The sequence below is a fragment of the Devosia alba genome, assembly GCF_039938915.1.
Lineage (GTDB): Bacteria > Pseudomonadota > Alphaproteobacteria > Rhizobiales > Devosiaceae > Devosia > Devosia alba.
Genome location: NZ_JBDUUI010000003.1, coordinates 116179 through 138841 on the forward strand (window position 1 = coordinate 116179; position 22663 = coordinate 138841).

The 22663-nt window shown below is 63.3% G+C and carries 19 protein-coding genes; 8 read left to right on the forward strand and 11 right to left on the reverse strand.

From position 1 onward, the window contains the following. Positions 1 to 128: 128 nt before the first annotated feature. The 3 genes from ABFY71_RS05705 (at position 129) to ABFY71_RS05715 (ending at position 3871) form a co-directional block, all read left to right on the forward strand. Positions 129 to 1346, forward strand: a complete 1218-nt coding sequence (locus ABFY71_RS05705; RefSeq protein ID WP_347945066.1) for an NADP-dependent isocitrate dehydrogenase — start codon at positions 129 to 131, stop codon at positions 1344 to 1346. 497 nt (positions 1347 to 1843) lie between these two features. Beyond that, on the forward strand, positions 1844 to 2773 hold the full coding sequence (locus ABFY71_RS05710; protein ID WP_347945067.1) for an outer membrane protein transport protein: 930 nt from the start codon (positions 1844 to 1846) through the stop codon (positions 2771 to 2773). 165 nt (positions 2774 to 2938) lie between these two features. After that, entirely contained in the window at positions 2939 to 3871 is a 933-nt protein-coding gene (locus ABFY71_RS05715; RefSeq protein WP_347945068.1) for a DMT family transporter, read from the forward strand. Positions 3872 to 3940: 69 nt separating this feature from the next. On the opposite strand, the gene alaS is transcribed toward ABFY71_RS05715, so the two are convergent. After that, positions 3941 to 6589: an alanine--tRNA ligase gene (alaS, locus tag ABFY71_RS05720; RefSeq protein WP_347945069.1), complete on the reverse strand. Its 2649-nt coding sequence runs from the start codon at positions 6587 to 6589 to the stop codon at positions 3941 to 3943. 281 nt (positions 6590 to 6870) lie between these two features. Further along, entirely contained in the window at positions 6871 to 7944 is a 1074-nt protein-coding gene (gene recA / locus ABFY71_RS05725) for a recombinase RecA (RefSeq protein WP_305576999.1), read from the reverse strand. Between the two features lie 279 nt (positions 7945 to 8223). Here recA and araD1 point away from each other — a divergent pair, with 279 nt between their 5' ends. Continuing rightward, a complete protein-coding gene (gene araD1, locus ABFY71_RS05730) occupies positions 8224 to 9219 on the forward strand; it encodes an AraD1 family protein (protein WP_371136088.1) in 996 nt (331 codons plus the stop codon). Positions 9220 to 9278: 59 nt separating this feature from the next. Next, on the forward strand, positions 9279 to 10295 hold the full coding sequence (locus ABFY71_RS05735) for an aldo/keto reductase (RefSeq protein ID WP_347945070.1): 1017 nt from the start codon (positions 9279 to 9281) through the stop codon (positions 10293 to 10295). A 40-nt stretch (positions 10296 to 10335) separates the two neighbouring features. Here the strand turns inward: ABFY71_RS05735 and ABFY71_RS05740 are convergent, their stop codons facing one another. Beyond that, the gene (locus tag ABFY71_RS05740; RefSeq protein WP_305576995.1) at positions 10336 to 10731 is read right to left on the reverse strand and encodes a DUF2237 family protein; all 396 of its coding nucleotides are present in this window, start codon (positions 10729 to 10731) and stop codon (positions 10336 to 10338) included. Then, positions 10728 to 13301 (reverse strand): cell cycle histidine kinase CckA, encoded by a 2574-nt coding sequence (gene cckA / locus ABFY71_RS05745; protein WP_347945071.1) that lies wholly within the window; start codon positions 13299 to 13301, stop codon positions 10728 to 10730. The genes ABFY71_RS05740 and cckA overlap by 4 nt, the downstream gene beginning before the upstream one ends. A gap of 323 nt (positions 13302 to 13624) precedes the next feature. Between cckA and ABFY71_RS05750 the strand changes: the two genes are divergently transcribed. Further along, a complete protein-coding gene (locus ABFY71_RS05750) occupies positions 13625 to 14050 on the forward strand; it encodes a PACE efflux transporter (RefSeq protein ID WP_347945072.1) in 426 nt (141 codons plus the stop codon). A 24-nt stretch (positions 14051 to 14074) separates the two neighbouring features. Here the strand turns inward: ABFY71_RS05750 and flhB are convergent, their stop codons facing one another. The 6 genes from flhB to flgB all read right to left on the reverse strand — a co-directional run bounded on the left by flhB (position 14075) and on the right by flgB (position 17570). Beyond that, positions 14075 to 15157: a flagellar biosynthesis protein FlhB gene (flhB, locus tag ABFY71_RS05755; protein ID WP_305576989.1), complete on the reverse strand. Its 1083-nt coding sequence runs from the start codon at positions 15155 to 15157 to the stop codon at positions 14075 to 14077. Positions 15158 to 15303: 146 nt separating this feature from the next. Continuing rightward, complete coding sequence (gene fliR, locus ABFY71_RS05760; RefSeq protein WP_347945073.1) at positions 15304 to 16071, reverse strand: flagellar biosynthetic protein FliR; 768 nt, start codon at positions 16069 to 16071, stop codon at positions 15304 to 15306. A gap of 2 nt (positions 16072 to 16073) precedes the next feature. Then, a complete protein-coding gene (gene fliQ, locus ABFY71_RS05765) occupies positions 16074 to 16340 on the reverse strand; it encodes a flagellar biosynthesis protein FliQ (protein ID WP_305576987.1) in 267 nt (88 codons plus the stop codon). A 50-nt stretch (positions 16341 to 16390) separates the two neighbouring features. Further along, on the reverse strand, positions 16391 to 16723 hold the full coding sequence (gene fliE / locus ABFY71_RS05770) for a flagellar hook-basal body complex protein FliE (RefSeq protein ID WP_305580162.1): 333 nt from the start codon (positions 16721 to 16723) through the stop codon (positions 16391 to 16393). Between the two features lie 17 nt (positions 16724 to 16740). Further along, positions 16741 to 17151, reverse strand: coding sequence for a flagellar basal body rod protein FlgC (flgC, locus tag ABFY71_RS05775; protein ID WP_305580164.1), 411 nt, complete (start codon positions 17149 to 17151; stop codon positions 16741 to 16743). A gap of 14 nt (positions 17152 to 17165) precedes the next feature. Beyond that, positions 17166 to 17570, reverse strand: coding sequence for a flagellar basal body rod protein FlgB (gene flgB / locus ABFY71_RS05780; protein ID WP_347945074.1), 405 nt, complete (start codon positions 17568 to 17570; stop codon positions 17166 to 17168). Between the two features lie 177 nt (positions 17571 to 17747). Between flgB and ABFY71_RS05785 the strand changes: the two genes are divergently transcribed. Continuing rightward, a complete protein-coding gene (locus ABFY71_RS05785; RefSeq protein WP_347945075.1) occupies positions 17748 to 18422 on the forward strand; it encodes a flagellar biosynthetic protein FliO in 675 nt (224 codons plus the stop codon). A 4-nt stretch (positions 18423 to 18426) separates the two neighbouring features. After that, the gene (gene fliP, locus ABFY71_RS05790) at positions 18427 to 19182 is read left to right on the forward strand and encodes a flagellar type III secretion system pore protein FliP (protein ID WP_371136209.1); all 756 of its coding nucleotides are present in this window, start codon (positions 18427 to 18429) and stop codon (positions 19180 to 19182) included. Positions 19183 to 19209: 27 nt separating this feature from the next. Here the strand turns inward: fliP and ABFY71_RS05795 are convergent, their stop codons facing one another. Continuing rightward, entirely contained in the window at positions 19210 to 22557 is a 3348-nt protein-coding gene (locus tag ABFY71_RS05795) for a tetratricopeptide repeat protein (protein ID WP_347945076.1), read from the reverse strand. Positions 22558 to 22663: the final 106 nt, after the last annotated feature.

The following is a 22663-nucleotide window of genomic DNA, read 5'->3' on the forward strand; positions in this document are numbered from 1 at the left end:
GCATATGCACGGTGTCAACTGGCATGCCCCCTTGCCGGACGGCGCCTTTGCGCGTTTCCAAAGCCAATGCTATAGGGGCTGCGAAGCCGGCCTATGGGCCAAAATGCGGATTCCAGGAGATATTTTCGATGAGCAAAATCAAAGTCGCCAACCCGGTCGTCGATCTCGACGGCGATGAGATGACCCGGATCATCTGGCAGGCGATCAAGGACAAACTCATCCATCCCTATCTCGATCTGCCTATCGAATATTATGACCTCTCGGTCGAGAGCCGGGACGCCACCGATGACCAGATCACCATTGATGCCGCCCATGCCATCCAGAAGCATGGCGTTGGCATCAAATGCGCCACCATCACCCCCGATGAGCAGCGCGTCGAGGAGTTCGGCCTCAAGAAGATGTGGCGTTCGCCCAACGGCACCATCCGCAACATTCTGGGCGGCGTGATCTTCCGCGAGCCCATCATCTGCAAGAACGTGCCGCGCCTGGTCCCCGGCTGGACCCAGCCGATCATCGTGGGCCGCCATGCCTTTGGCGACCAGTATCGCGCCACCGATTTCCGCTTCCCCGGCAAGGGCACGCTGACCATCAAGTTCACCGGCGAAGATGGCAAGGTCATCGAGCACGAGGTCTACCAGGCCCCCGGCGCCGGCGTGGCCATGGCCATGTACAACCTCGACGATTCGATCCGCGACTTCGCTTACGCGTCGCTGAACTACGCCTATGACCGCGGCGTTCCCTGCTACCTGTCGACCAAGAACACCATTCTCAAGGCCTATGACGGCCGCTTCAAGGACATTTTCCAGGAGATCTATGAGGCCGAGTTCAAGGAAAAGTACGAAGCCAGGAAGATCTGGTACGAGCACCGCCTGATCGACGACATGGTCGCGGCCTCGCTGAAATGGTCCGGCGGCTATGTCTGGGCCTGCAAGAACTATGATGGCGACGTGCAGTCCGACATCGTGGCCCAGGGCTTTGGCTCGCTCGGCCTGATGACCTCGGTGCTGGCTACCCCCGATGGCAAGACCGTCGAAGCCGAAGCCGCCCACGGCACCGTGACCCGTCACTACCGCCAGCATCAGCAGGGCAAGGAGACTTCCACCAACTCCACCGCGTCGATCTTTGCCTGGACGCGTGGCCTGGCCCACCGCGCCAAGCTCGACGACAATGCAGCGCTGGCCAAGTTCGCGCTGACGCTGGAGAAGGTGACCGTCGACACCATTGAAGAAGGCAAGATGACCAAGGACCTGTCGCTGCTCGTTGGTCCCGATCAGCCGTGGTTGTCCACCATGGGGTTCCTCGACGCTATCGATCAGAACCTGCAAAAGGCCATGTCGGCGTCGTAAGACCATCTGCCGCACCGCTTGCCAGGGCGCCTCTCCGGAGGCGCCTTTTTTGTGCGCCGCACGACCGCTCCAGTGGCGCGCTGGCCGCGCTTGCGCCGCCACACCGACGTTGCGCAAGGGCAACATTCACCAGCTCTGTCGCATGCTGGGGACCCGATGCATTGACGATGGCCGCGAATTCGCTAGTAGTTGACGTAATGGTCAACTCCCTTGCGTTAGGAGGAATGGCTGGCTTGATAGTCACCATTTTACTCGGGAGACGGTTGCCTGCTGCATCACGCAGGCCGCCATTGCGTGCCATTCATGGTTAGGAGGGTCATATGAGAATGAATCGACGACTGATTGGTACCTTGGCCGGGCTGGCAGCCAGCCTGCCGCTGATGGGGGTGGCCTATGCCGGCGGGCTTGAAGCCAATGGCTATGATTGAGATCAACTGTTTGATCCGGCGCCCTTTTCCGCCAAGGCCAGCGCCACCTATGTGTATATCGACAAGAACGTGACTCGTCCGGGCGTAGCGGGCACGGTATCCACCACCCCTGCCCGCGTGCACTACAATACCGGCTTCAAGGCCGACATTCTCGACATGGCCAGTTGCCTTGTCACCGTGCAGAATCCCTTCGGCTCGGACACCACGCGCACCAATTTCTATGCCGCAACGACGAGCCAGGCGGTCAGCGAATCCATTCGCTCAACCGATACTGGCCTTACCTGCGCCGTGGGATTCCAGGCCGGCCCGGGCATTATCAGCCTGATCGGTGGCGTCTCAGCCCAAAATCTTGACTACCAGGCAGCCATTCCGACCAGCACGACCGCCAGCACACCGGTCTCCATCAACGGCTGGTCCACCGGCTGGCGCGCTGGTCTGGCCTATGAAATCCCCGAATACGCCCTGCGCGTCAGCGCCATCTACAATGCGCCCGTCCACTACACCCTCAATGGCACCGCCTACGGTGGCGCAGCATCAGCCGACGTTACCACGCCGCAATCATTTGAATTGCGCGGTCAGACCGGCATTGCGCCGGGCTGGTTGGCTCTGGGCTCCGTCAAGTGGATGAACTGGGCAACGCTGCAGCGCCTCACCGTGACCACTATCGCCGCCCCGCTGGTTTCGTCGTTTGACTACCGTGACGGCTGGACCGTCACCGCCGGCATCGGCCATGCTGTCAACGAACAGCTCAGCGTCGTCGGCACCTTGAGCTGGGATCGGGGCACCTCGACACCCGGCGCTGGCGGCGTGTTGACCTCAGGTACCCAGACCGACCGTTATGGCATTTCCCTGGGTGGCAGCTACAGTTTCTCGCCCAGTGTCCAGCTCACCGGTGGCGTTTCCGCCAGCACGCTGGGCGCCGGCTCCAATGCCCGGGGCGAGCGCTGGGATACCGGCTATGTCTTCGCCGTCAGTGGCGGGCTCAAAGGCTCCTTCTAACGCCCAGACCAGGGTCAATTGCCGACCATTGGGCCGCCCGGAAATCCACCGGACGGCCCACTTCATTTTTGCTGGTCACGCTGCCTGATCGGCATTATCGCATCGACACCCATGCGGCGACCCGATACCGTATCAAAATTCCTACAGCGTCAGTTTGGGTGTCACATGCAGGTCGGCGTGATTTATGCGGTCGTCGCCTATTCGGTCTATTCCTGCGGCGATGCCATCATCAAGGGCTTCGGACAGAGCCTGTCGATCTTTGAGATCGGCTTTTTCATCGCCATTTTCTCGCTGCTGCCGGCGCTGTTCGCCAAACCCAGGGGTGAGCGCTGGCGCCACAGCTTCCAGTTGGTCCACCCGCGCCTCGTGCATCTGCGCGCCTTCACCGGCGTGGCCTCGGCCACCCTCGTCACCTACGCCTTCGTCAACATCCAATTCGCCGAGACCTATTCACTGGTCTTCATGATGCCCCTTTTCATCACCATCCTGTCGGTGCTGGTGCTCAAGGAGCGCGTCGACCTCACGCGCTGGGCCATGCTGGCCCTGGGTTTTGTCGGTGTCATGCTGGTGGTCCGTCCCGGCTTCCGCACCCTCGAACTGGGTCATCTTGCAGCGCTGAGCTGCGCCTTTTTCGGCGCCGCCACCACCACCATATTGCGCATCATCGCCAGCAAGGAAAAGCGCGTCAGCCTAATCGCCATCCCCGCCCTCTATGTCGTGACCGTCAACGCCGTGCTGATGGCGCCAACCTTCCTTATGCCGACCCCAACCCAGTTTGCCCTGCTCGCTATCAGTGGCAGCTTCATCGGCATTGGCCATTTGCTGATCATCGCCGCCACCCGCAATGCGCCCGCCAGCCAGGTCGCGCCCATCCAGTATGTGCAGATTGTCTGGGCCATTGCCCTGGGTGCCATTTTCTATGTCGAGTATCCCGACCTGCTGGCCTATATCGGCCTCGCCATTGTCGTGCTCTCCGGCCTGGTCAATGTGTTCATCGACGGCGCCCGCACCCGCATTGCCGGCCGCTTCGCCGAATACCGCGCCCTGCGCACCGGCCCGGTGACCAATATTACCGAAGTGCAGGGCCCCGAGGTCTAGGCCCCCTATGCCTGCCGGGCCCCTGAAACAGAAATCCCCGCTTTCGCGGGGATGTCCAGTTCGTCGGCTCTAGAGTGCGGCGCGGACCGCCGCTATGGCGTCGTCAGCCTTGGACCCGTCCGGTCCGCCGCCCTGGGCCATGTCGGGACGGCCACCCCCGCCCTGGCCGCCAAGCGCCACTGTCGCCAGCTTGATCAGATCGCCGGCGGCATAGCGCCCGGTCAGGTCCTGCGTCACGCCGACGGCCACCGTGCCCTTGCCATCATCGCCCTTGAGCACGACGGTGACGACACCCGAGCCGATGCGCTGCTTTTCGGAGTCGACCAGCCCCTTCACGTCCCTGGCGGCGAGGCCTTCGACAGTGCGGCCGACATAGATGACGCCATTGACGGTCTCGTCTGCCGTGGCAGCCGATCCGGCAGCGCCGCCGCCGCCCAGAGCCAGCTTCTTGCGGGCGTCGGTCAGTTCACGCTCGATCTTCCTGACGTTCTCCTGCAGCGCCGCGATGCGGTCGAGCACCTCATGGCTGCCGGCGCGCAGCAGGCCCGCCGCCGCATTGACGATCGCCACATTGGTATTGCCACGATGGCGCGCCGCCGTGCCGGTCAGCGCCTCGATGCGGCGCACGCCGGCGCCCACGGCGCTTTCCGCCACGATCGAGACCAGGCCAATGTCACCAGTGCGCCGCACATGGGTGCCCCCGCACAGCTCCACCGACCAGCCCAGGCCATTGCCATTGGGCTCGCCCATCGCCACCACGCGCACTTCGTCGCCATATTTTTCGCCGAACAGCGCCCGCGCACCCGATTCCTTGGCCTCGTCTACGCCCATCAGACGCGTTTCGACCGGGGTGTTCTGCAGCACGATGGCATTGGCGATATCCTCGACCTGCGCCATCTCCTGCTCGCTCACCGGCTTGGTATGCACAAAGTCGAAGCGCAGCCGGTCCGGCGAGACCATCGAGCCCTTTTGCGCCACATGGTCACCCAGCACGATGCGCAGCGCTTCATGCAGCAGATGGGTGGCCGAATGGTTCGAGCGGATCGCCGAACGGCGGTCATGGTCAACCACCAGCGTCACCGGCTGACCCAGCTTCAGCGTGCCCTCGCCCACCGTCACCTTGTGCGCAAACACCCCGTGGAACTTCTGCGTATCGTCCACCCGCGCCGTCAGCCCGTCGCCATGCAGCGCGCCGCTATCGCCGACCTGGCCACCGCTCTCGCCATAGAACGGGGTCTGGTTGACCACGACAAAGCCGGTCTCGCCGGCGCCGAGGCTCGCCACTTCGGCGCCGTCCCTGATCAGCGCCTTGATTTCAGCCTCGGCACTTTCGGTTTCATAGCCCAGAAATTCGGTCGGGCCGAGCCTGTCGGCCAGTCCGAACCACACCGTATCGGTGGCCGCGCCACCGGCGCCCGACCAGCTCTTGCGGGCCTCGGCCTTCTGCGCGGCCATGGCGGCATCAAAACCCGGCTGATCCACGGTGATGCCGCGCGAGCGCAGGGCATCCTGCGTCAGATCGAGCGGGAATCCATAGGTGTCGTATAGCTTGAAGGCCGAACTGCCATCCAGCACGGCGCCTTCGCCCATCTCTTTGGTCTCGTCGGCCAGGATCTGCAACCCTCGCCCCAACGTCTTGAGGAAGCGTCCCTCCTCCAGCTTGACCGTCTCGGCGATCATGGCTTCGCCACTGCGCAGTTCGGGATAGGCCTGGCCCATTTCCCGCACCAGTGTCGGCACCAGCTTGAAGATTACCGGCTCTTCGGCGCCAAGCAGAGTCGCGTGCCGCATGGCGCGGCGCATGATGCGGCGCAGCACATAGCCCCGGCCTTCATTGGAGGGCAGCACGCCCTCGGCAATCAGGAAGCTCATCGAGCGGAGATGGTCGGCGATCACCCGCAGACTGCGATTGCCCGGGCCCGCCACATCCGCGCCCGTTGCCGAGGCGGCGGCGCCAATCAGCGCCTTGAACAGGTCGATATCGTAATTGTCATGCACGCCCTGCATTACTGCCGCGACGCGCTCGATACCCATGCCGGTATCGATCGAGGGGCGCGGCAGGCTGTCGCGACTGCCATCGGCCTGCTGCTCGTACTGCATGAACACCAGGTTCCAGATCTCGATCCAGCGGTCGCCATCCTCGTCGGGCGAACCGGGTGGGCCACCCCACACCTTGTCGCCATGGTCATAGAAGATTTCCGAGCATGGACCGCACGGCCCGGTGTCGCCCATCTGCCAGAAATTGGATTTGGCCCCGAGCCGCACGATCCGGTCCTCGCCCAGGCCGGCGATCTTTTTCCACAGCGCCATCGCCTCGTCATCATCCTGATAGATGGTGACCATCAGCTTATGCTTGGGCAGATCCCACTCCTTGGTGAGCAGGTTCCAGGCCAGATCGATCGCTTCGGCCTTGAAGTAATCGCCGAACGAGAAATTGCCCAGCATCTCGAAGAAGGTGTGGTGGCGGGCGGTAAAGCCCACATTGTCGAGGTCATTGTGCTTGCCGCCGGCGCGCACGCATTTCTGCGCCGAGACGGCGCGCGAATAGGGCCGCTTTTCGACGCCCGTAAAGGTGTTCTTGAATTGCACCATGCCCGCATTGGTGAACATCAGCGTCGGATCATTGCGCGGCACCAGCGGGCTTGAGGCCACGGCCTCATGACCATTGCGCACAAAATACTGGGTGAAGCTCGAACGCAGGTCGTTAACGCTGGTCATGAGAGGACTTTCATTCCAAGAAATGGCGCTCGCGCACCGCAGAGGTCGGCTGGCTTTCTATCGCGCGGCCTGCTGAAATGTCCAGCATTGCGGCGGCATTGCGACCCCGCATGTGCAGCACCCGCACGGCCCGCCGGCCCCCCAGCGATCCGCCACGGCCCATTTGCCCCGCCGCGAGCGCCCTCACCGGCCCGCACAGCGCCCCGCGCCCGCAAAAAGGGCAGCGCTCGCGCGCTGCCCAAAACTACCCTGCATGGGAAGAATGACTGTCGGTCTTGCTGTCAGTCGTCGCTTGCCGTGTCGTCGCCGCCACCGGCGACCAGCAACACTTCGCCCAGCAGGCCCGAGCTTTCGCGCACACCCTGCTCGATGGCATTGGCCGCAGCCGGGTTGTCCTTGAGGAACTGGCGCGCATTCTCGCGGCCCTGCCCCAGGCGCTGGCTGTCCCAGGAGAACCAGGCGCCGGCCTTTTCCACGATCCCGGCCTTGACGCCCAGGTCGAGCAATTCGCCGGTCTTGGAAATCCCTTCGCCATACATGATGTCGAATTCAACCTGCCGGAACGGCGGCGCCAGCTTGTTCTTGACCACCTTGACGCGGGTCTGGTTGCCCACGATCTCTTCGCGATCCTTGAGCGCGCCGATGCGGCGAATATCCAGACGAACCGAGGCGTAGAACTTCAGCGCATTGCCGCCCGTGGTGGTTTCCGGCGAGCCATACATCACGCCGATTTTCATGCGGATCTGGTTGATGAAGATCACCAGGCATTTCGACTTGGAGATCGACCCCGTCAATTTGCGCATCGCCTGGCTCATCAGCCGGGCCTGCAGGCCGGGCAGCGAATCGCCCATTTCGCCTTCCAGCTCGGCCCGCGGCGTCAGCGCCGCCACCGAATCGATCACCAGCACGTCAATGGCGCCGCTTCGCACCAGCGTATCGGTGATTTCCAGCGCCTGCTCGCCCGCATCGGGCTGCGAGATCAGCAGATCATCGACATTGACGCCCAGCTTGCGGGCATAGATCGGGTCGAGCGCATGCTCGGCATCGACGAAGGCGCAGATGCCGCCGGCCTTCTGGGCCTCGGCAATCACATGCAGCGCCAGCGTGGTCTTGCCCGAGCTTTCCGGCCCGAAAATTTCAACAATGCGGCCCTTGGGCAGGCCGCCAATGCCCAGCGCGATATCGAGCCCGAGCGATCCGGTCGAGATCGACTCGACTTCAATCGCCGCCGCCTCGCCCAGGCGCATGATCGAGCCCTTGCCGAAATTGCGCTCAATCTGGCTGAGCGCCGCGGCAAGTGCCTTGTCCTTATCCATCGATCCACCTTCAACAACACGAAGCGACGCGTTAGCCATCAATTCTCTCCTTATTCCACGCTCTGTCAGGCTGCGCAACGCGCTGGCCGCTGGGCTGGGGGTGCATACAATGTGCTTTATTTGTTCTCATATTGTTCTATATCAGTCAAGGGACAAAATGAGAACATCGCGCGGCGGCGTGCTTTGACACGGACAGAATCGGCAGCGCCGCACACCGCGCCCCTATAAGTATGATTTTTGGGCTTGCGTCATCGGGCCATGTTGCGTTTTATGCCCCGCAATTCTGCCCGTTCGGGCCTTCAGCGCAGGAGCCGCGCCGTGAATCTCATTCAGTTTCTCGATCTCGATGGCGATCGCGCCGTCGCTGCCGTGGTGGACGGTACTGCCCGCATCGTCAACGACACCGCCAGCGTCTATGACCTGACCATTGCCGCCCTCTCCAGCCATGGCGGCCTGGCCGCGCTGATTGAGGCCAAGGGCCTGGGCGACACCGTTGATCGCGCCGCCATTCTGGCCGAAGGCCGCATGCTGTCGCCGATCGATCACCCCGATCCGGCCCATCTCTACGTCACCGGCACCGGCCTGACCCATCTCGGCTCTGCCGCCACGCGCGACGCCATGCACAAGGCCAGTGGCGCCAAGCCGGCAGGCGAGCTCACCGATTCCATGAAGATGTTCCAGATGGGCCTGGAACACGGCAAGCCGAGTGCCGGCGAAAAGGGCGTGCAGCCCGAATGGTTCTACAAGGGCAATGGCTATTCGGTGGTGCGCCCCGGCCATCCCCTGCCGTCTCCCGGCTTTGCCCTCGACGCTGGCGAAGAGCCCGAAATTGCCGGCATCTATGTCATCGACCAGAATGGCCAGCCGCGCCGTCTCGGCTTTGCTCTGGCCAATGAATTTTCCGATCACGTCACCGAGCGCATCAATTACCTCTATCTGGCCCATTCCAAGCTGCGCGCCTGCTCCTTTGGCCCCGAACTGCGCCTGGGCGATCTGCCGCACCATGTCGAGGGCATGTCCCGCATCTGGCGCGACGGCAAGGTGCTGTGGGAAAAGCCCTTCGTGTCGGGTGAGGACAATATGAGCCACACCATCGCCAATCTCGAATACCACCACTTCAAATATGAGCTGTTCCGCAATCCCGGCGATGTGCATGTGCATTGCTTTGGCACCGCCACGCTGAGCTTTGCCGATGGCATCTCGACCCAGCCCGATGACGTGTTCGAGCTGGAAGCCAGCCAGTTCGGCGCCGCCCTGCGCAATCCCGTCCGGGTCCAGGCCGAGCACCCCCTGATCGTCGGCAACGTCTATTAACTTGCTGTCCGGCAACTAACATGTCAGTTTCCCGGCGCTTGAACGCGTCGGGAAACAGCATGGCTCGCACATTTGAAAAACGCCGGATTGGCCAGACCGATCTGGAAATCACCACGCTGGGCCTGGGCTGCGCCAGCCTCGCCGGCATCTTCTCGGCCGTCCCGGCCGATCAGGCCCGCGCCACCGTCTCTCATGCGCTTGATGCCGGCCTGACCTATGTCGATACCGCGCCGCAATATGGTCTGGGCCGCTCCGAGCATCTGGTCGGCGACGTCATGCGAACCCGTCGCCATGCTGCCGTGCTCTCCACCAAGGTGGGCCGCCTGCTCAGGCCGGTCAGCCCGGCCAGCCAGGACAAGGGCGCCTGGGTCGATCCCCTGCCCTTCGATCAGGTCTATGACTATTCCTATGACGGCGTCATGCGCTCGTTCGAGGACAGCCTGCAGCGGCTCGGCGTCCACCGCGTCGACATTCTCTATGTCCACGATATCGGCGCTGCCACCCATGGTGCCGAGGCCAACAAGCCGCTATGGGCGCAATTGGCCAGCGGCGGTTATCGCGCCCTGCGCGAATTGCGCGACAGCGGCGTGATCGGTGCCATCGGCCTGGGCGTCAATGAGTGGCAGGTGCTGATGGACGCCATGGCCCTGGGCGACTGGGACGTTTTCCTGCTGGCTGGCCGCTATACCCTGCTCGAACAGACCGCCTTGGCGCCGTTCATGACCACGGCCGCCGCGCGCGGTTCATCCGTCGTCGTCGGTGGCCCGTTCAACTCCGGCATTCTGGTGGGCGGCACCACCTTCAACTATGCCAAGGCCCCCGAGGACATTGTCGCCCGCGTCAAGGCGATCGAGGCCGTGTGCCGGCAGTTCGACGTGCCGCTGCCCGCCGCGGCCCTGCAGTTCCCGCTCACCCATCCCGTGGTCTGCAACGTCCTGCCCGGCCCGCGCTCCCCGGCCGAACTCGATGGCATTCTCGACTGGTGGGATATCGACATTCCGGTCGAGCTCTGGACCAGCCTCGCGGCCAGGGGCCTGCTGGTGCCCGGCACGCCCATCCCCGGCGGCACGGCCTGATTGCATTTGGCCCTGTGTGGGCGCCAATGCCCGCGCCGCCTCAGTTCAGATCGAGCGCATAACCTTTGAGCGTCGCCAGCGGCACCAGCCCCAGCACTTCCCTGTTGGTGGCCCGCAAATACACCCGCGGCGCCATGCCGGCCTGATGCGCCTGCACCCAGCGCCCGGCCACCAGGCACCAGCGATCCCCCGGCACCAGCCCCGCAAAGCCGAATTGCGGCATCGGCGTGCTCAAATCATTGCCCGCCGCCTTGGAATACACCAGAAATTCTGCGCTAGCCTCGATGCACACCAGATGCACCGCCGCATGGTCAGGGCCGGCCGCACAAAAGCCGGTGCGATAGAACCCGGTCAGCGGATCGTGCGAACACGGCTGCAGCGCCTCGCCCAGCACGTTGATCTCGCCGGGCCCGGGAAACCGCCCCTGCTCGTTCAATGCACCTCGTCCTTGCCCAGCTTCTGCAGCACTTCCTTGACCTTGGAATTGATCTGGTCGAGCGAATAGGGTTTGGGCAGGAATTCCACGCTCTGGTCATCCTCGATGTGGCGGCGCACGCTTTCCTCGGCATAGCCCGAGACAAAGATCACCTTGAGGTTCGGCATGGTCTTGCGCACCTCCTTGAGCAGGCTCGGGCCGTCCATCTCGGGCATCACCACGTCCGAGATCATCAGATCGATCTTGAAATCGATGTCTTCGAGCACTTCCATGGCCTCTTCGCCGCCATCGGCCTCAAACACCTCATAGCCCGTGGCGCGCAGCGCCTGGGCCGAGAAGGCCCGCACGCTTTCCTCGTCCTCGACCAGCAGGATTCGTTCATGCCCGGTCAGGTCGCGCACCGGCGCCGTCGCCGCGGCCACCTTGGCGGCCACTTCACTGGCACTGGCGACATAGCGCGGCAGGAAGATCTTGAATGTCGTGCCGATCCCCACCACCGACACCGGATAGATATAGCCCTCGGTCTGCTTGACGATGCCATACACCGTCGACAGTCCCAGCCCGGTGCCCTTGCCAAGTTCCTTGGTGGTAAAGAACGGCTCGAAGATCTTGGCGATCACCTCCGGACTCATGCCGGTGCCGGTATCCTGCACATCGATCAGCACGTAGTCGGCTGGCACCATGCCTTCAAAATTCATCGTCTCGACTGCGGCCCGCGCCACATTGGAGGTGCGCAGCGTGATCGAGCCGCCATTGGGCATCGCGTCGCGTGCATTGACCACCAGATTGATGATCACCTGTTCAAGCTGCACCACATCGGCGCGCACCGGCCAGATATTGCGGCCATGCTCGACACTCAGCGTGTTCTTCTCGCCGATCATGCGCTTGAGCAGCACGGTCAGGTCGTCGACGATCAGCGGCAGTTCCAGCACCTGCGGCCGCAGCGTCTGCCGGCGCGAAAACGCCAGCAATTGCCGGGTCAGGCCGGCGGCGCGATTGGCATTCTGCTTGATCTGCATCAGCTCGCTGAACGAGGGGTCGCCCGGCTTGTGCTTGAGCAGCAGCAGGTCGGAAAAGCCGATAATGGCCGTCAGCAAATTGTTGAAGTCATGCGCCACCCCGCCCGCCAGCTGGCCCACGGCCTGCATCTTCTGGCTCTGCGCAAACTGGGCCTCCAGCTTGCGCTGGTCGGTCATGTCCAGCGCATAGACATTGATCTGCTCGGGCGAGCCTGCGCTCATCTCCGAGGCCGACAGATACAGCCGCACCGCGTGATCGCCCTCGACGCTGAGCAGCGCGTCGACCGGTTCGATCTCGGACATATGGGCCAGCGCGTCGCTGACGGCCTTGGCGAACCGCTCCCGGCTGCCTTCCCCGATCAGCCCGCTCAGCGGCTCCATCTCGATGCTTTTTTCTTCGCCCGCCCAGTGGAAAATCCGCCCGAACGGCGCATTGGTGCGGATGATGCGGCCATCGGCATCCAGCGTGGCAATGGCAAACGGGGTATCGTTGAAAAAGCGCGAGAACCGCACCTCCGCCGCCCGCAATTCCTCTTCATTGTCCGGCGCGTTGGACTTGTCGAGCACCAGCGTGCGCGTCTCGCCCAGCTCGCCATCGGCCAGCCGCGCTGCCCGGTGCAGCAAGCGCACCGGCAGGCTGGTGCCATTGCGCCGCACCAGATCGATATCGATGATTTCGGTGCGGATTTCGCCATCGCCGCGCCCGCGCATCAGCAAGGTCGAGCCATCGCCGCGCACGATGTCGGACATGCCCAGATGGCCCGAATTGAACTCGGCCAGATCGTAGCCCAGCCAGTCGCTCAGCGTTGAGTTCAGATACTGGATGCGCCCCTGGGCATCGGCCGAGAAGAATCCTGCCGGCGAATGATCCAGATAGTCGATTGCCCGCTGCAGATCGCGGAACGCGCTCTCATTATTGTCCCGGTCGCGGGTAATGTCTTCCACCGACCAGGTTACCAGCGGCTTGGTTGCCTCGTCGGATTCCGGCAGGGGCCGCACCCCGACACGATACCAAAAGGCCTTGTTGCTATGAGCCTGCGACCCGCCCAGCCCGCCAATAATGCGGATATCCTCGACGGCGGCACGCCCGTCCTTGGCCGCCCGCGACAGGCGGTAAATGGCTTCGCTGGCGTCAGACTGCCCGGCGAACAGCCGGGGCACACCCACCGGAACGCCATTGGTCAGCGCCCCGCTGAAACTGCCATAATGGGCGTTCACATAGGAAATCTTGCCTTCGCGATCCGCCACCACCGCCCCGAACGGCAGGCTGTCGACCACCGCATTGGAAATCGTCCGCCGTTCCTCGCCATTGGCAAACCGGAACAGGCCGGCGGCCAGGCCGAACAGGCAGAACACGCCAATCACCGCCAGAACGCCGATAAAGGTCATGATCAGGTCGGGCGAGATATAGTCGCTGAACAGCGCCAGGCCGAGCGCGACCCCCACCAGAAACAGCCCCAGCAACACGACGCGCCACACGCCCGCACCGCTGCGGCCACTGACGATCATCGGATCAGGATAAGAGTCCTCGCCGAGCGGCGTCGATGCCATGGGTCAATCTGCTCCGTAGCCAGTGAATCGGGCCGAATCAGGCGCCGCACCAAGGTCTAGCAAATGCCCCCCTGCAACGGGAGACAGAACGGCGTTTTCAACACCGCGCACGCGACCAAACCCACATTAGGGGGCAAATCCCGCTGGCGCCAGCGTCTGCACGCCCGCGTCGGGCCATTCTGCCGGGGCCTTGGCCCGCCTGCAACAAACCCGGCGCCACTTGATTTTCCCGCCCGGCCCGCTATGTCAGGCGGCGAGGACGACCTCCCCTTCTCCATTCAGCTTGCTTTCGGGACGACCCGGCATTGTTCTAAGGGTTTTCCATGCGCACCGCACGCGACCGTATTCGCCACACCATCCTCTTTGAAATCTTCGGCCTGCTTCTCGTCACGCCCCTGGGCGCGCTGGCCTTTGCCATGCCCTTGCAGGACATCGGCGTCATCGGCATTGGTGGCGCCACGCTCGCCATGCTCTGGAACTACATCTACAATTATGGCTTCGATCGGCTGATGCAGCGCTGGCGCGGCACCACGCTCAAGACCCTGCCCCTGCGTGTCCTGCATGCCATCCTGTTCGAGCTCGGCCTGCTGCTCGCCCTGCTGCCGCTGATTGCCTGGTATCTGGGCATCACCCTGTGGCAGGCCCTGGTCATGGATATCGCGTTTGCCCTGTTCTACATGGTCTACGCCTTCGTCTTCAACCTGGCCTATGATCGGGTCTATCCCATTCCCGCGCCGGACCCGGCCTGATCGGGGCAGCGCGGCCGGTCGCCGCTAGCGTGATTTCCAGCCCGCGCCCTGCTTGAGCCGCATCACGAACCCGATCACCTCGGCCACCGCCTTGAAGTGTTCGTTCGGAATGGTGTCATTGATTTCCATGCTGGCGAACAGCGCCCGGGCCAGCGGCGGGTTCTCGACAATCGGCACGTCGTGCTTCTTGGCCAGTTCGCGGATTCGCAGGGCCACCGCATCGGCGCCCTTGGCGACGCATTGCGGGGCGCCCATCGCCCGGTCATATTTCAGGGCCACGGCAAAGTGGGTCGGGTTGGTGATCACCACGGTGGCATCGGGCACTGCCGCCATCATGCGCTGGCGCGCCTTGTCCTGGCGCAACTGCCGGATGCGGCCCTTCACCTTGGGGTCGCCCTCCATCTGCTTGTATTCGTCCTTGGTCTCCTGCAGCGTCATCATCTGCTTCTTCCACCATTTCTGGCGGACATAGAGGTAGTCGGCAAAGGCGATCAGCGTCACCACCGCCAGCGTGGCCATGAAAATCTTGATCCCGATTTCCTGGAATTCAAGCAGGATGACCCGGGGGTCCGCCGTCATCATGGTGTCGAGCCGGTCCCGCTCGGGCCACACCGTGGCCACCACCACCGTCCCCACCACCCCGATCTTGAGCAAGCCCTTGACGAAATTGACCAGCGACTCGCTGGAAAACAGCCGCTTGGCCCCGGCCTTGGGCGAGATCTTGGACAGTTTGGGCTTCAGCGATTCCGCCGACATCAGCGGGCGATGCTGGATCAGATTGGCAATCACGGCCGCAAACGACAACACCACCAGCGGAATTGCCACCGTGCCCAGCAGCGCCAGCGCCAGATTGTTGAAAAAGGCGCCGAAGCCCCCGCCATCGAGCGAGATGCGGTCCGCATTCATCATCACCAGTTCGAGCGAGCCCATCAGCCCCTGGGCCGCACCCGGCGCCATCAGCGCGAATATCCCCGCCGACCCCAGCAGCATGAACCAGGTCACCACTTCCTGGCTCTTGGCGACATCACCCTTGGCGTGGGCGTCCTCGAGCTTCTTTTGCGAGGGGTCTTCAGTTTTGGAGGATTGTTCGGGGGCTTCGTCTGACATCAGGATGCCTCGCTATCCACGTCAGGGCGCGTCGAGAGCAGCGGTTTGCGAGAACCGGCACGCAGCGTACATTGATGTACGTGAGCACCAAAAGCGCAGCCTATTGCTGCTCGCAGGCCGTTCTCACGTGGATGGTGCGGCATCCTCTAGCCTCGCCACATTGCGAGATGGTTCTCGAACCCGGCCAGATACCAGCCCATCATCATCGTCAGCAGCAGTCCGAACAGCAGCAGGCCCACCATGATATTGGCCGGCATCAGCACGAAATACACCTGCATGGCCGGCATCAGTCGGGCCAGAATGCCCGCCCCCAGGTTGAACACCAGTCCGAACACGATGAAGGGGGCTGACATCTGGATACCGATGCTGAAGGCGCTGGCGACGGTCCGCAGCGCCAGCTGCGCGGCATCCTCGAACATGATCGGGGCATCGAGCGGAAAGGCGATGTAACTGTCATAGGTCGCGGCCAGCGCCATATGATGCAGATCGGTGGCAAAGATCAGCACCATGCCCAGAAAGCTGAGGAAACTGCCGAACACCGCCCCCTGCACCCCCACCTGCGTCGGATCGGCTGCCATGGCGCTGGAGAGCCCGGCCTGAAACGCAATTACCGCGCCCGCCAACTGGGTCGCCATCACCGTGAGCCGCGCCACCGCCCCCAGCATGATGCCGATGGCCAGTTCATGAAAGATCAGGCCGGCAATGGCCATCACATCGTCCGGCAGGACCGGCAGGCTCGGCGACAGCAGCGGATAGACCACCAGCGTAAAGGCCAGCGCAAAGCTCAGCCGCATGCGCATCGGGATCATGTCTTCGCCCAATGCCGGCATCAGCATCAGGATGGCGCCAATGCGCGTGAACAGCAGAATATAGACAAAGGCCGTATTGGGTAGCCAATCGAGCCCGATCGTCACCCTCAGCCGCCCACGATGATCATGTCGACGACACGGTTCATATAGCCGCCCATGGTCGAGCCCAGGAATGGCAGGGTCAGCAGCATGGTCAGGAAAATGGCGATGATCTTGGGCACAAACACCAGTGTCTGTTCCTGGATCTGCGTCAGCGCCTGGAACAGCGCGATGATCACGCCGACCACCAGCCCCACCAGCATCATCGGCGAGGCGACAATCAGCAGCACCCAGATGCCATCACTACTGATATCGAGGACTTCGGCGCCGGTCATGATCGTCCTGTTCTGGGCAGCCGAATCGCCGCCCCGGCGCCATTCTAGCCCTAGATCGGCATCCGCATGATCTCTTCATAGGCCGATATCACCCGGTCTCTGATGGTCACCATGCTTTCAATGGCGATTTCGGTCTCGCTCAGCGCGGTGACCATATCGACGACATTGGCTTTGCCATTGACCATATCCATGGCCATTTTGTCGCTGGTCTTGCCGGTGTCGACCACGCCCTGCACCTGGCTGGCCAGTATCTCGGCGAAATTCTGCCCGCCGCTCGGCGCCAGCGCCGTCAGATCGGTTGCCGGCTTGGCCGCCTGATTGATCAGCCGGCTGGCATTGCCATAGGCAGCGGCGGCGGCATTGAAGGTGGTGTTGATGGCCATGGTACTTTCCCGCCCGATCAGCCGCGCAGGATGTCGAGCGTGCGCCCGAGCATCTGTCGCGTTACGGTGACAACATTCAGATTGGCCTCATAAGTGCGCTGGGCCTCGCGCATATCCATCGTTTCGACCAGCGTGTTGACGTTGGGATATTGCACATACCCCGTCCCGTCGGCCGCCGGATGGCCTGGCTCGTAGCGGCTGGTGAAGTCGCTCATGTCATAGGCCAGCTTGCCCACTTCCACGATCTTGCCGCCGACATCGGGATCGAAACTGGTCTCAAAGGTCGGAATGCGTCGGCGGTAGGGCTCGTCACCCGGCGCCTTGCCCGCCGAGTCGGCATTGGCCAAGTTTTCCGCGATCACCCGCATCCGGGCGGTCTGGGCGTGCAGCCCGGTGGCGGCAATGCGCAGCGAAGAATTGAAATCCATAACCGCTTACTTTCCTATGACCGGCCGAGCGCGGTGCGCAGCACCTTGATCGACTTCTGGTACAGGCCCGTGGCGGCCTGGTAGTCCATCATATTGGTGGTCACCTTCATCATCTCGTCTTCCAGCGACACCCCATTGCCTTCCGGCGTGATCTCGAAATTGGCCATCTGCTGGGCGCCAAAGGCACTGCCGCCCTGCCCGCCCACCGAAAAGTGCATCGGCTGCGTCGCCGTCGTGGTCACCGCGGCCGACGAGAAGGCGCCATTGACCTCGGCAAAATCGAACTGCTTGAGATCGCGCCCGCGAAAACCGGGCGTCTCCGCATTGGCGACATTTTCGGCCAGTAGTCCTTGACGCGCCTGGTGCCAGCGCATCTTGTCGGTCAGTGCCGTAAACACCGGCATGTTCATCAGGCCCATCGGCGCGTTCCCCCGCGAGTCCAGCTATGCGATGGGCAATTCTTGCCGGTTTGTGGTTAATCAAGTGTTAACCGATGGTGTTTTGGCGGTGCGCAGTCTCGCATTCTGCACATTTTCGCCACTAACTAGGCAAGTTATGCCGCTCGGATTCGGGATAGCAGTTTTTTGGGAGTCACTATGCAGTTCATCACCAGCCTGATTGGCGGATCTGGAAATTCCACACTGACCGCCCTGTTCGCTCTGGGCATCGTCCTGGTGTTGATCGTGCTCGGCGTCTGGCTGCTCAAGCTGCTGTTCAATGTCTCGAGCAAGGCCACCCGTGGCCGCAATCGGCGTCTGGCGGTCATTGAATCCCTTGCCCTTGATCCCAAGCGCCAATTGCTGATTATCCGCCGCGACAATGTCGAGCATCTCATTCTCACCGGCGGCCCCCAGGATGTGGTGGTCGAAACCGGGATCGCCGTAAGCGAACCGGCCGCCACCCCGCCCACGCGCCGCCCGATCCCCACCATTGCTGCCCGCAAGATGGCACCGGCCTCGGTGCCGACCCATGCCCCGTCTCCTGCCCCGGCTGCGGCGCCCGCCCCCGTCGCCACCGAGCCCGTCGGCGCGCCGGGCACGGTGCTGGCCGAACTGCAGAAGCAGGGCCGCGCCACCCACAAGCGGGCGCACCTGTCGCTGCGCCACACCGGCCTGTTGCGGCCGACCAGCGACACTGAATTGCCGGTTTCCCCCGAAAACGCCACGCCCGCCGCTCCGGCCGCCCCCGACTCAGCTACACAGGACAGCGCACAGCGAGACATCGAGGGCAGTGACCTTGCCGACGGCACCAGCGAGACGAACCGGAACTGACGGCGTGACATCGCCACGGCGCCATCTGGCCCGCTACGCCGGACTGGCCGCGCTGCTCCTTGTGGCGCTGACGCCGTCCCTCGCCTTCGGGCAGGACGTTTCCATCGATTTTGGTGACGACACCACCATCACCGAACGCGCCGTCCAGATCATCGGGCTGATCACCCTGCTGTCGCTGGCCCCCTCCATCCTGGTGATGGTGACCAGCTTCACCCGCATCGTCGTGGTGCTCTCCCTGCTGCGCACCGCCATTGGCCTGCAGACCGCCCCGCCCAATTCGGTGATGGTGTCGCTGGCGCTGTTTCTTACCCTGTTCGTCATGCAGCCCACCCTGCAGGCCACCTATGACGAGGGCATCGCGCCATTGCTGGCCGGCGATATCGAGATCAGCCAGGCCTTCGAACAGGGCAGCGTCCCCCTGCACGCCTTCATGCGCGCCAATGTACGCGAGCAGGATCTGGCGCTGTTTTTTGATCTGACCGAGGCCGAGGTGCCCGCCGAGCCCGAGGCCATTCCGCTGCAGCTGCTGATCCCGGCCTTCATGATTTCCGAGCTGCGCCGCGCCTTTGAAATCGGCTTTCTGCTGTTCCTGCCCTTTGTCGTCATCGACATGGTGGTGGCCTCGGTGCTGATGAGCATGGGCATGATGATGCTGCCGCCAGTGGTGATTTCCCTGCCGTTCAAGCTGATCTTTTTCGTGCTGGTCGATGGCTGGTATCTGGTAGCGGGCTCGCTGGTGCGCAGTTTCAACGCCGGCTGATCGCCCCCAACGGCAATACGGTCCGCCTCACACGTCCCGGTCGGCGTCTGAACTGGCGTCAGAGGCCAGCAGCGGCGCCAGTGCCCCGTCGGCGCCATAGGTTTCGCGATACGACGCCAGGAACGAGTTGATGCCGTCGACCCCTGACACCTGGTTGGCCACGGCTTTGAACTCGAGGCTGGTGACCTCGATATTGCTGGTCACCAGATCAAACATCGGCCATTCCGGCGAGGTCACCATGGCTTCGCCGAACTTCGAGCGCAGCCGCGACAGGCCCAGATCGTCATTGGCCAGCACAAAGCCCACGGCGGCGCGGATCACCCCCAGCCGGGCCGGCTGCGTCAGGGCCGCCTTGGTGGCTGGGTCCGAATACATCGCCTCGATCATTTCGCTCGCCTCGGTGTAGCGGCGCGCCTTCCAATGCGCATCAATGCGCAGCAGCGTGACGTCGCGCCCATCCAGGTCGCGCACCAGATCAAGGCCCAACTGATCGCGCCCGCCATCGATCATCGCCCTCGCTTCCAGCACCCGGCGCTGGCGCGCCAGCGAATCCGGCATATCGGTCACCCGTGTCGCATTGAGCACCCGCAGCGCATCCTGCGGCTTGCGATCGGCCAGATAGATCACCGCCAGATCGGCCGCGATCTGCGTCTTGGCGATGCCGCGCAGCCGGTTGTTCAACTGGTATTCCAGCAATTCGGCGGCCTGCGGCAACAGATCCACCCGCACCAGCCGGCGCGCCAGATTGCGGATCATCTCATCGCCACGCGCCCCCGGCGGCGTGAGCTGGCGGAAATCATAATACAGCCCCAGCGCATCCACCGGCGCCAGCGAATCCGCCACCCCGTTGAGGAACAATTCGCTGAACATCGCCTGCGCCTCGTCGCGCAGCCCGGTGATCGGCGGGCTCTCGGGATAGTGCGCCACCGCCTGCTTGACCGTCTCAAAGCCCAGCCGGTAGTCGCCATGGCGGAAATACAGTTCAGCCAGCAGCTTCTGCATATCCGCCTCCAGCGGATTGCCGCGCCACAGCAGCGACTCCGCCGACAGGGTTGCCGTCGCCTTGGCCAGATTGAGCTTGCCGGCGTCGTCGAGCAGCCGCAGCGTGCGGTAGATGGCCTCGGCCCGGGTCGGTCGGACATCGGCGGCAATCACCTGGCCATAGGTGTCGATGGCTTCATTGGTCCGGCCGGTGATCTCGTCGATCCGCCCCGACAACAGGTGGAACAGGCTGCTGTCATCGGCGTCGAGGCTGGCAAAATCGATATCGGCCAGCATGTGCTCGGCCATGTTGACGTCACCCACCTCGATCGCCGAGCGGATGGCCGCAAAATGGAACCTGTTGCGCAGCCAGGCCGGGTAAGTGGCAATCACCGACTGTGCTTCGAGCGCGTCGCGCTTGGCGCCCTTGAAGTCATAGGTCTCGGTGCGCGCAATGGTGCGCCAGACCAGCGCATCGATTTCCTGCCCCATCGACGCGGTGTTCAAAATCGCCAGGGCTTCGGCCGGTCGGCTGGCCATGGTATCGGCAGCCGCCAGGGTGAGCCGCATCTTGCGCGTCAGGTCGCCGGACTTGAGGTCCTTTTCCAGTACATTGAGCACCCCGATTGCCTCATGGGCAAAGCGGTTGGCGATGAAATACTGGGCCAGGTCCAGTCTTGCCTGGTCGCGCGCCTCTCCCTCGGCATTGGCGGCGGCCGAGAGCAGGCTTTGCTTCTGCTCGGCGAACAGTCCGAAATCAGGCTGCTCCAGCCGCACCAGATCGATGAAGCCGCCCCGCATCGCCTGGGCCACGCCATTGCCGGTGGAACGCGGACCATCCATGGTCGACACCGTCAGGCCGCCCTGCACACTCAGCACCGCCAGATCGTTTTCGATGACGATGTTCAGATCCGCAGTCTCGGGCCGCACCACCAGCCCGTGCACGCTGCGCAGGGCCGAAAAATCGACATAGTCGAGCGAGCGGGTCAGCCCCCGCGCCGGCGGATAGGAGGTGACCACCTTGAGCACATCGCCCACATTGGGGTCGCGGAAGTCGTGCACCCGGGCGGGCCGTGCCAGATCCGCAACGATCTCGAAATCTCCGGTAACATCGCGGCGCCGGCTGAGTTCGATCGGCGCGGTCGGGGTCAGCATGATGTCGCCCAGCGACAATACCCAGGCCATGCCCTCCGAGCCCAGCGTCGCCAGGCGGTCCTCCGACAGCTCGACCCGGACAACCTGGGTGTCGCCCGATGCCACCACGGCAAACTGGCTGGCCAGCGCATCCAGCTGTGCCGATTGCGTCGGTGGCGCAATGCCCGACACGGTATCGAACAGCATCCACACCGTATTGCCGCGGCGGAACACCGCTGCTGGCGTTTCCTGCTCAAACGGAAACACCACCCGCAGGGTGGAGCCGATCACGTTGACAAACGGCGTTACCGTCTTGGCCGCCGATTGCGGGTACAGCATGTCGACCAGTGGCGCGCTCGAACCATCCGGCTCATCGGCAGGCGCGCGCGCCGCGGCCTCCTCAACCAGCGTCGCCGCGTCAAAGCTCGGCAGCCCGTCGCCGGCAATGTTGATGTCGAGAATATATTGTCGCGGCGATGTTTCGTAGAACCGCGGCTGGATGCCTTCGGCCAGTTGCAGCATCACGGTCGATCCATCCGCATCGACCGCCGTTTCCACCGACATCACCTCGGGCGGCAGATCGATCGCCAGGTCGCGCAGATCGATCCCGACCGGCCACTCAAACTGGATCATCCCCAGATCGCCGTCCTGGACAAACTGCCCCGTCGTGGGCACTGACCAGTCAAATTGCACGCGCAGGAAGGTTGGATTGCGCCCGATGCGCACGCTGGCCTGCGGATCAAATTCCGCCACGCCTGCCGCCTTGCGCTGCTGCTCGGCCCGGATCGCGGCCACGCGCGCCCGCTCTGCCAGTGCATCAATCACATCTTGCGGCAGGGCCGGCGGCTGCCCCTGCCAGGAACTTGGCAACAGATCGATATAGAGCATTTCGCCGGCTTCGATGCGGTTGAAGCTGAAGGCGGAGCGCAGCCCCATGCGCAGGCCGCGCTTGTCCGGATCAATCCGCGCCACCGACAGGTAATCCGGCATGGTGGTGCCGACATCGGGCAGGATGACGTCAATCTGCTCGTCGAACTCCAGCGACAACACGCCGTTCTCGATCCGCATCGTGTATTCCGGCAACCCGTCACGGCCGGGAAAGCTCAGGATCAGCCGGCCATAGCCGTCTTCCTGGGTGCCCAGCAACTGGCCCTGCTCAACGGCGGAGGCCGGCACGACCAGGCCCAGCATGGCCAAGGCCAGCAAAAGCGCCAGGGCGTTTCTGGCCCACAGCATGCCTGCATGGATAGCAGTCTTCACCGGCTTCTGCCCGCCCGACGCAAGGCACGTATTCAGCGACCGAATTCTGGGCCGGCAACACGTGCTGGGTTACACTATACTCGTGAACCTGCACCCTAGCGGCATC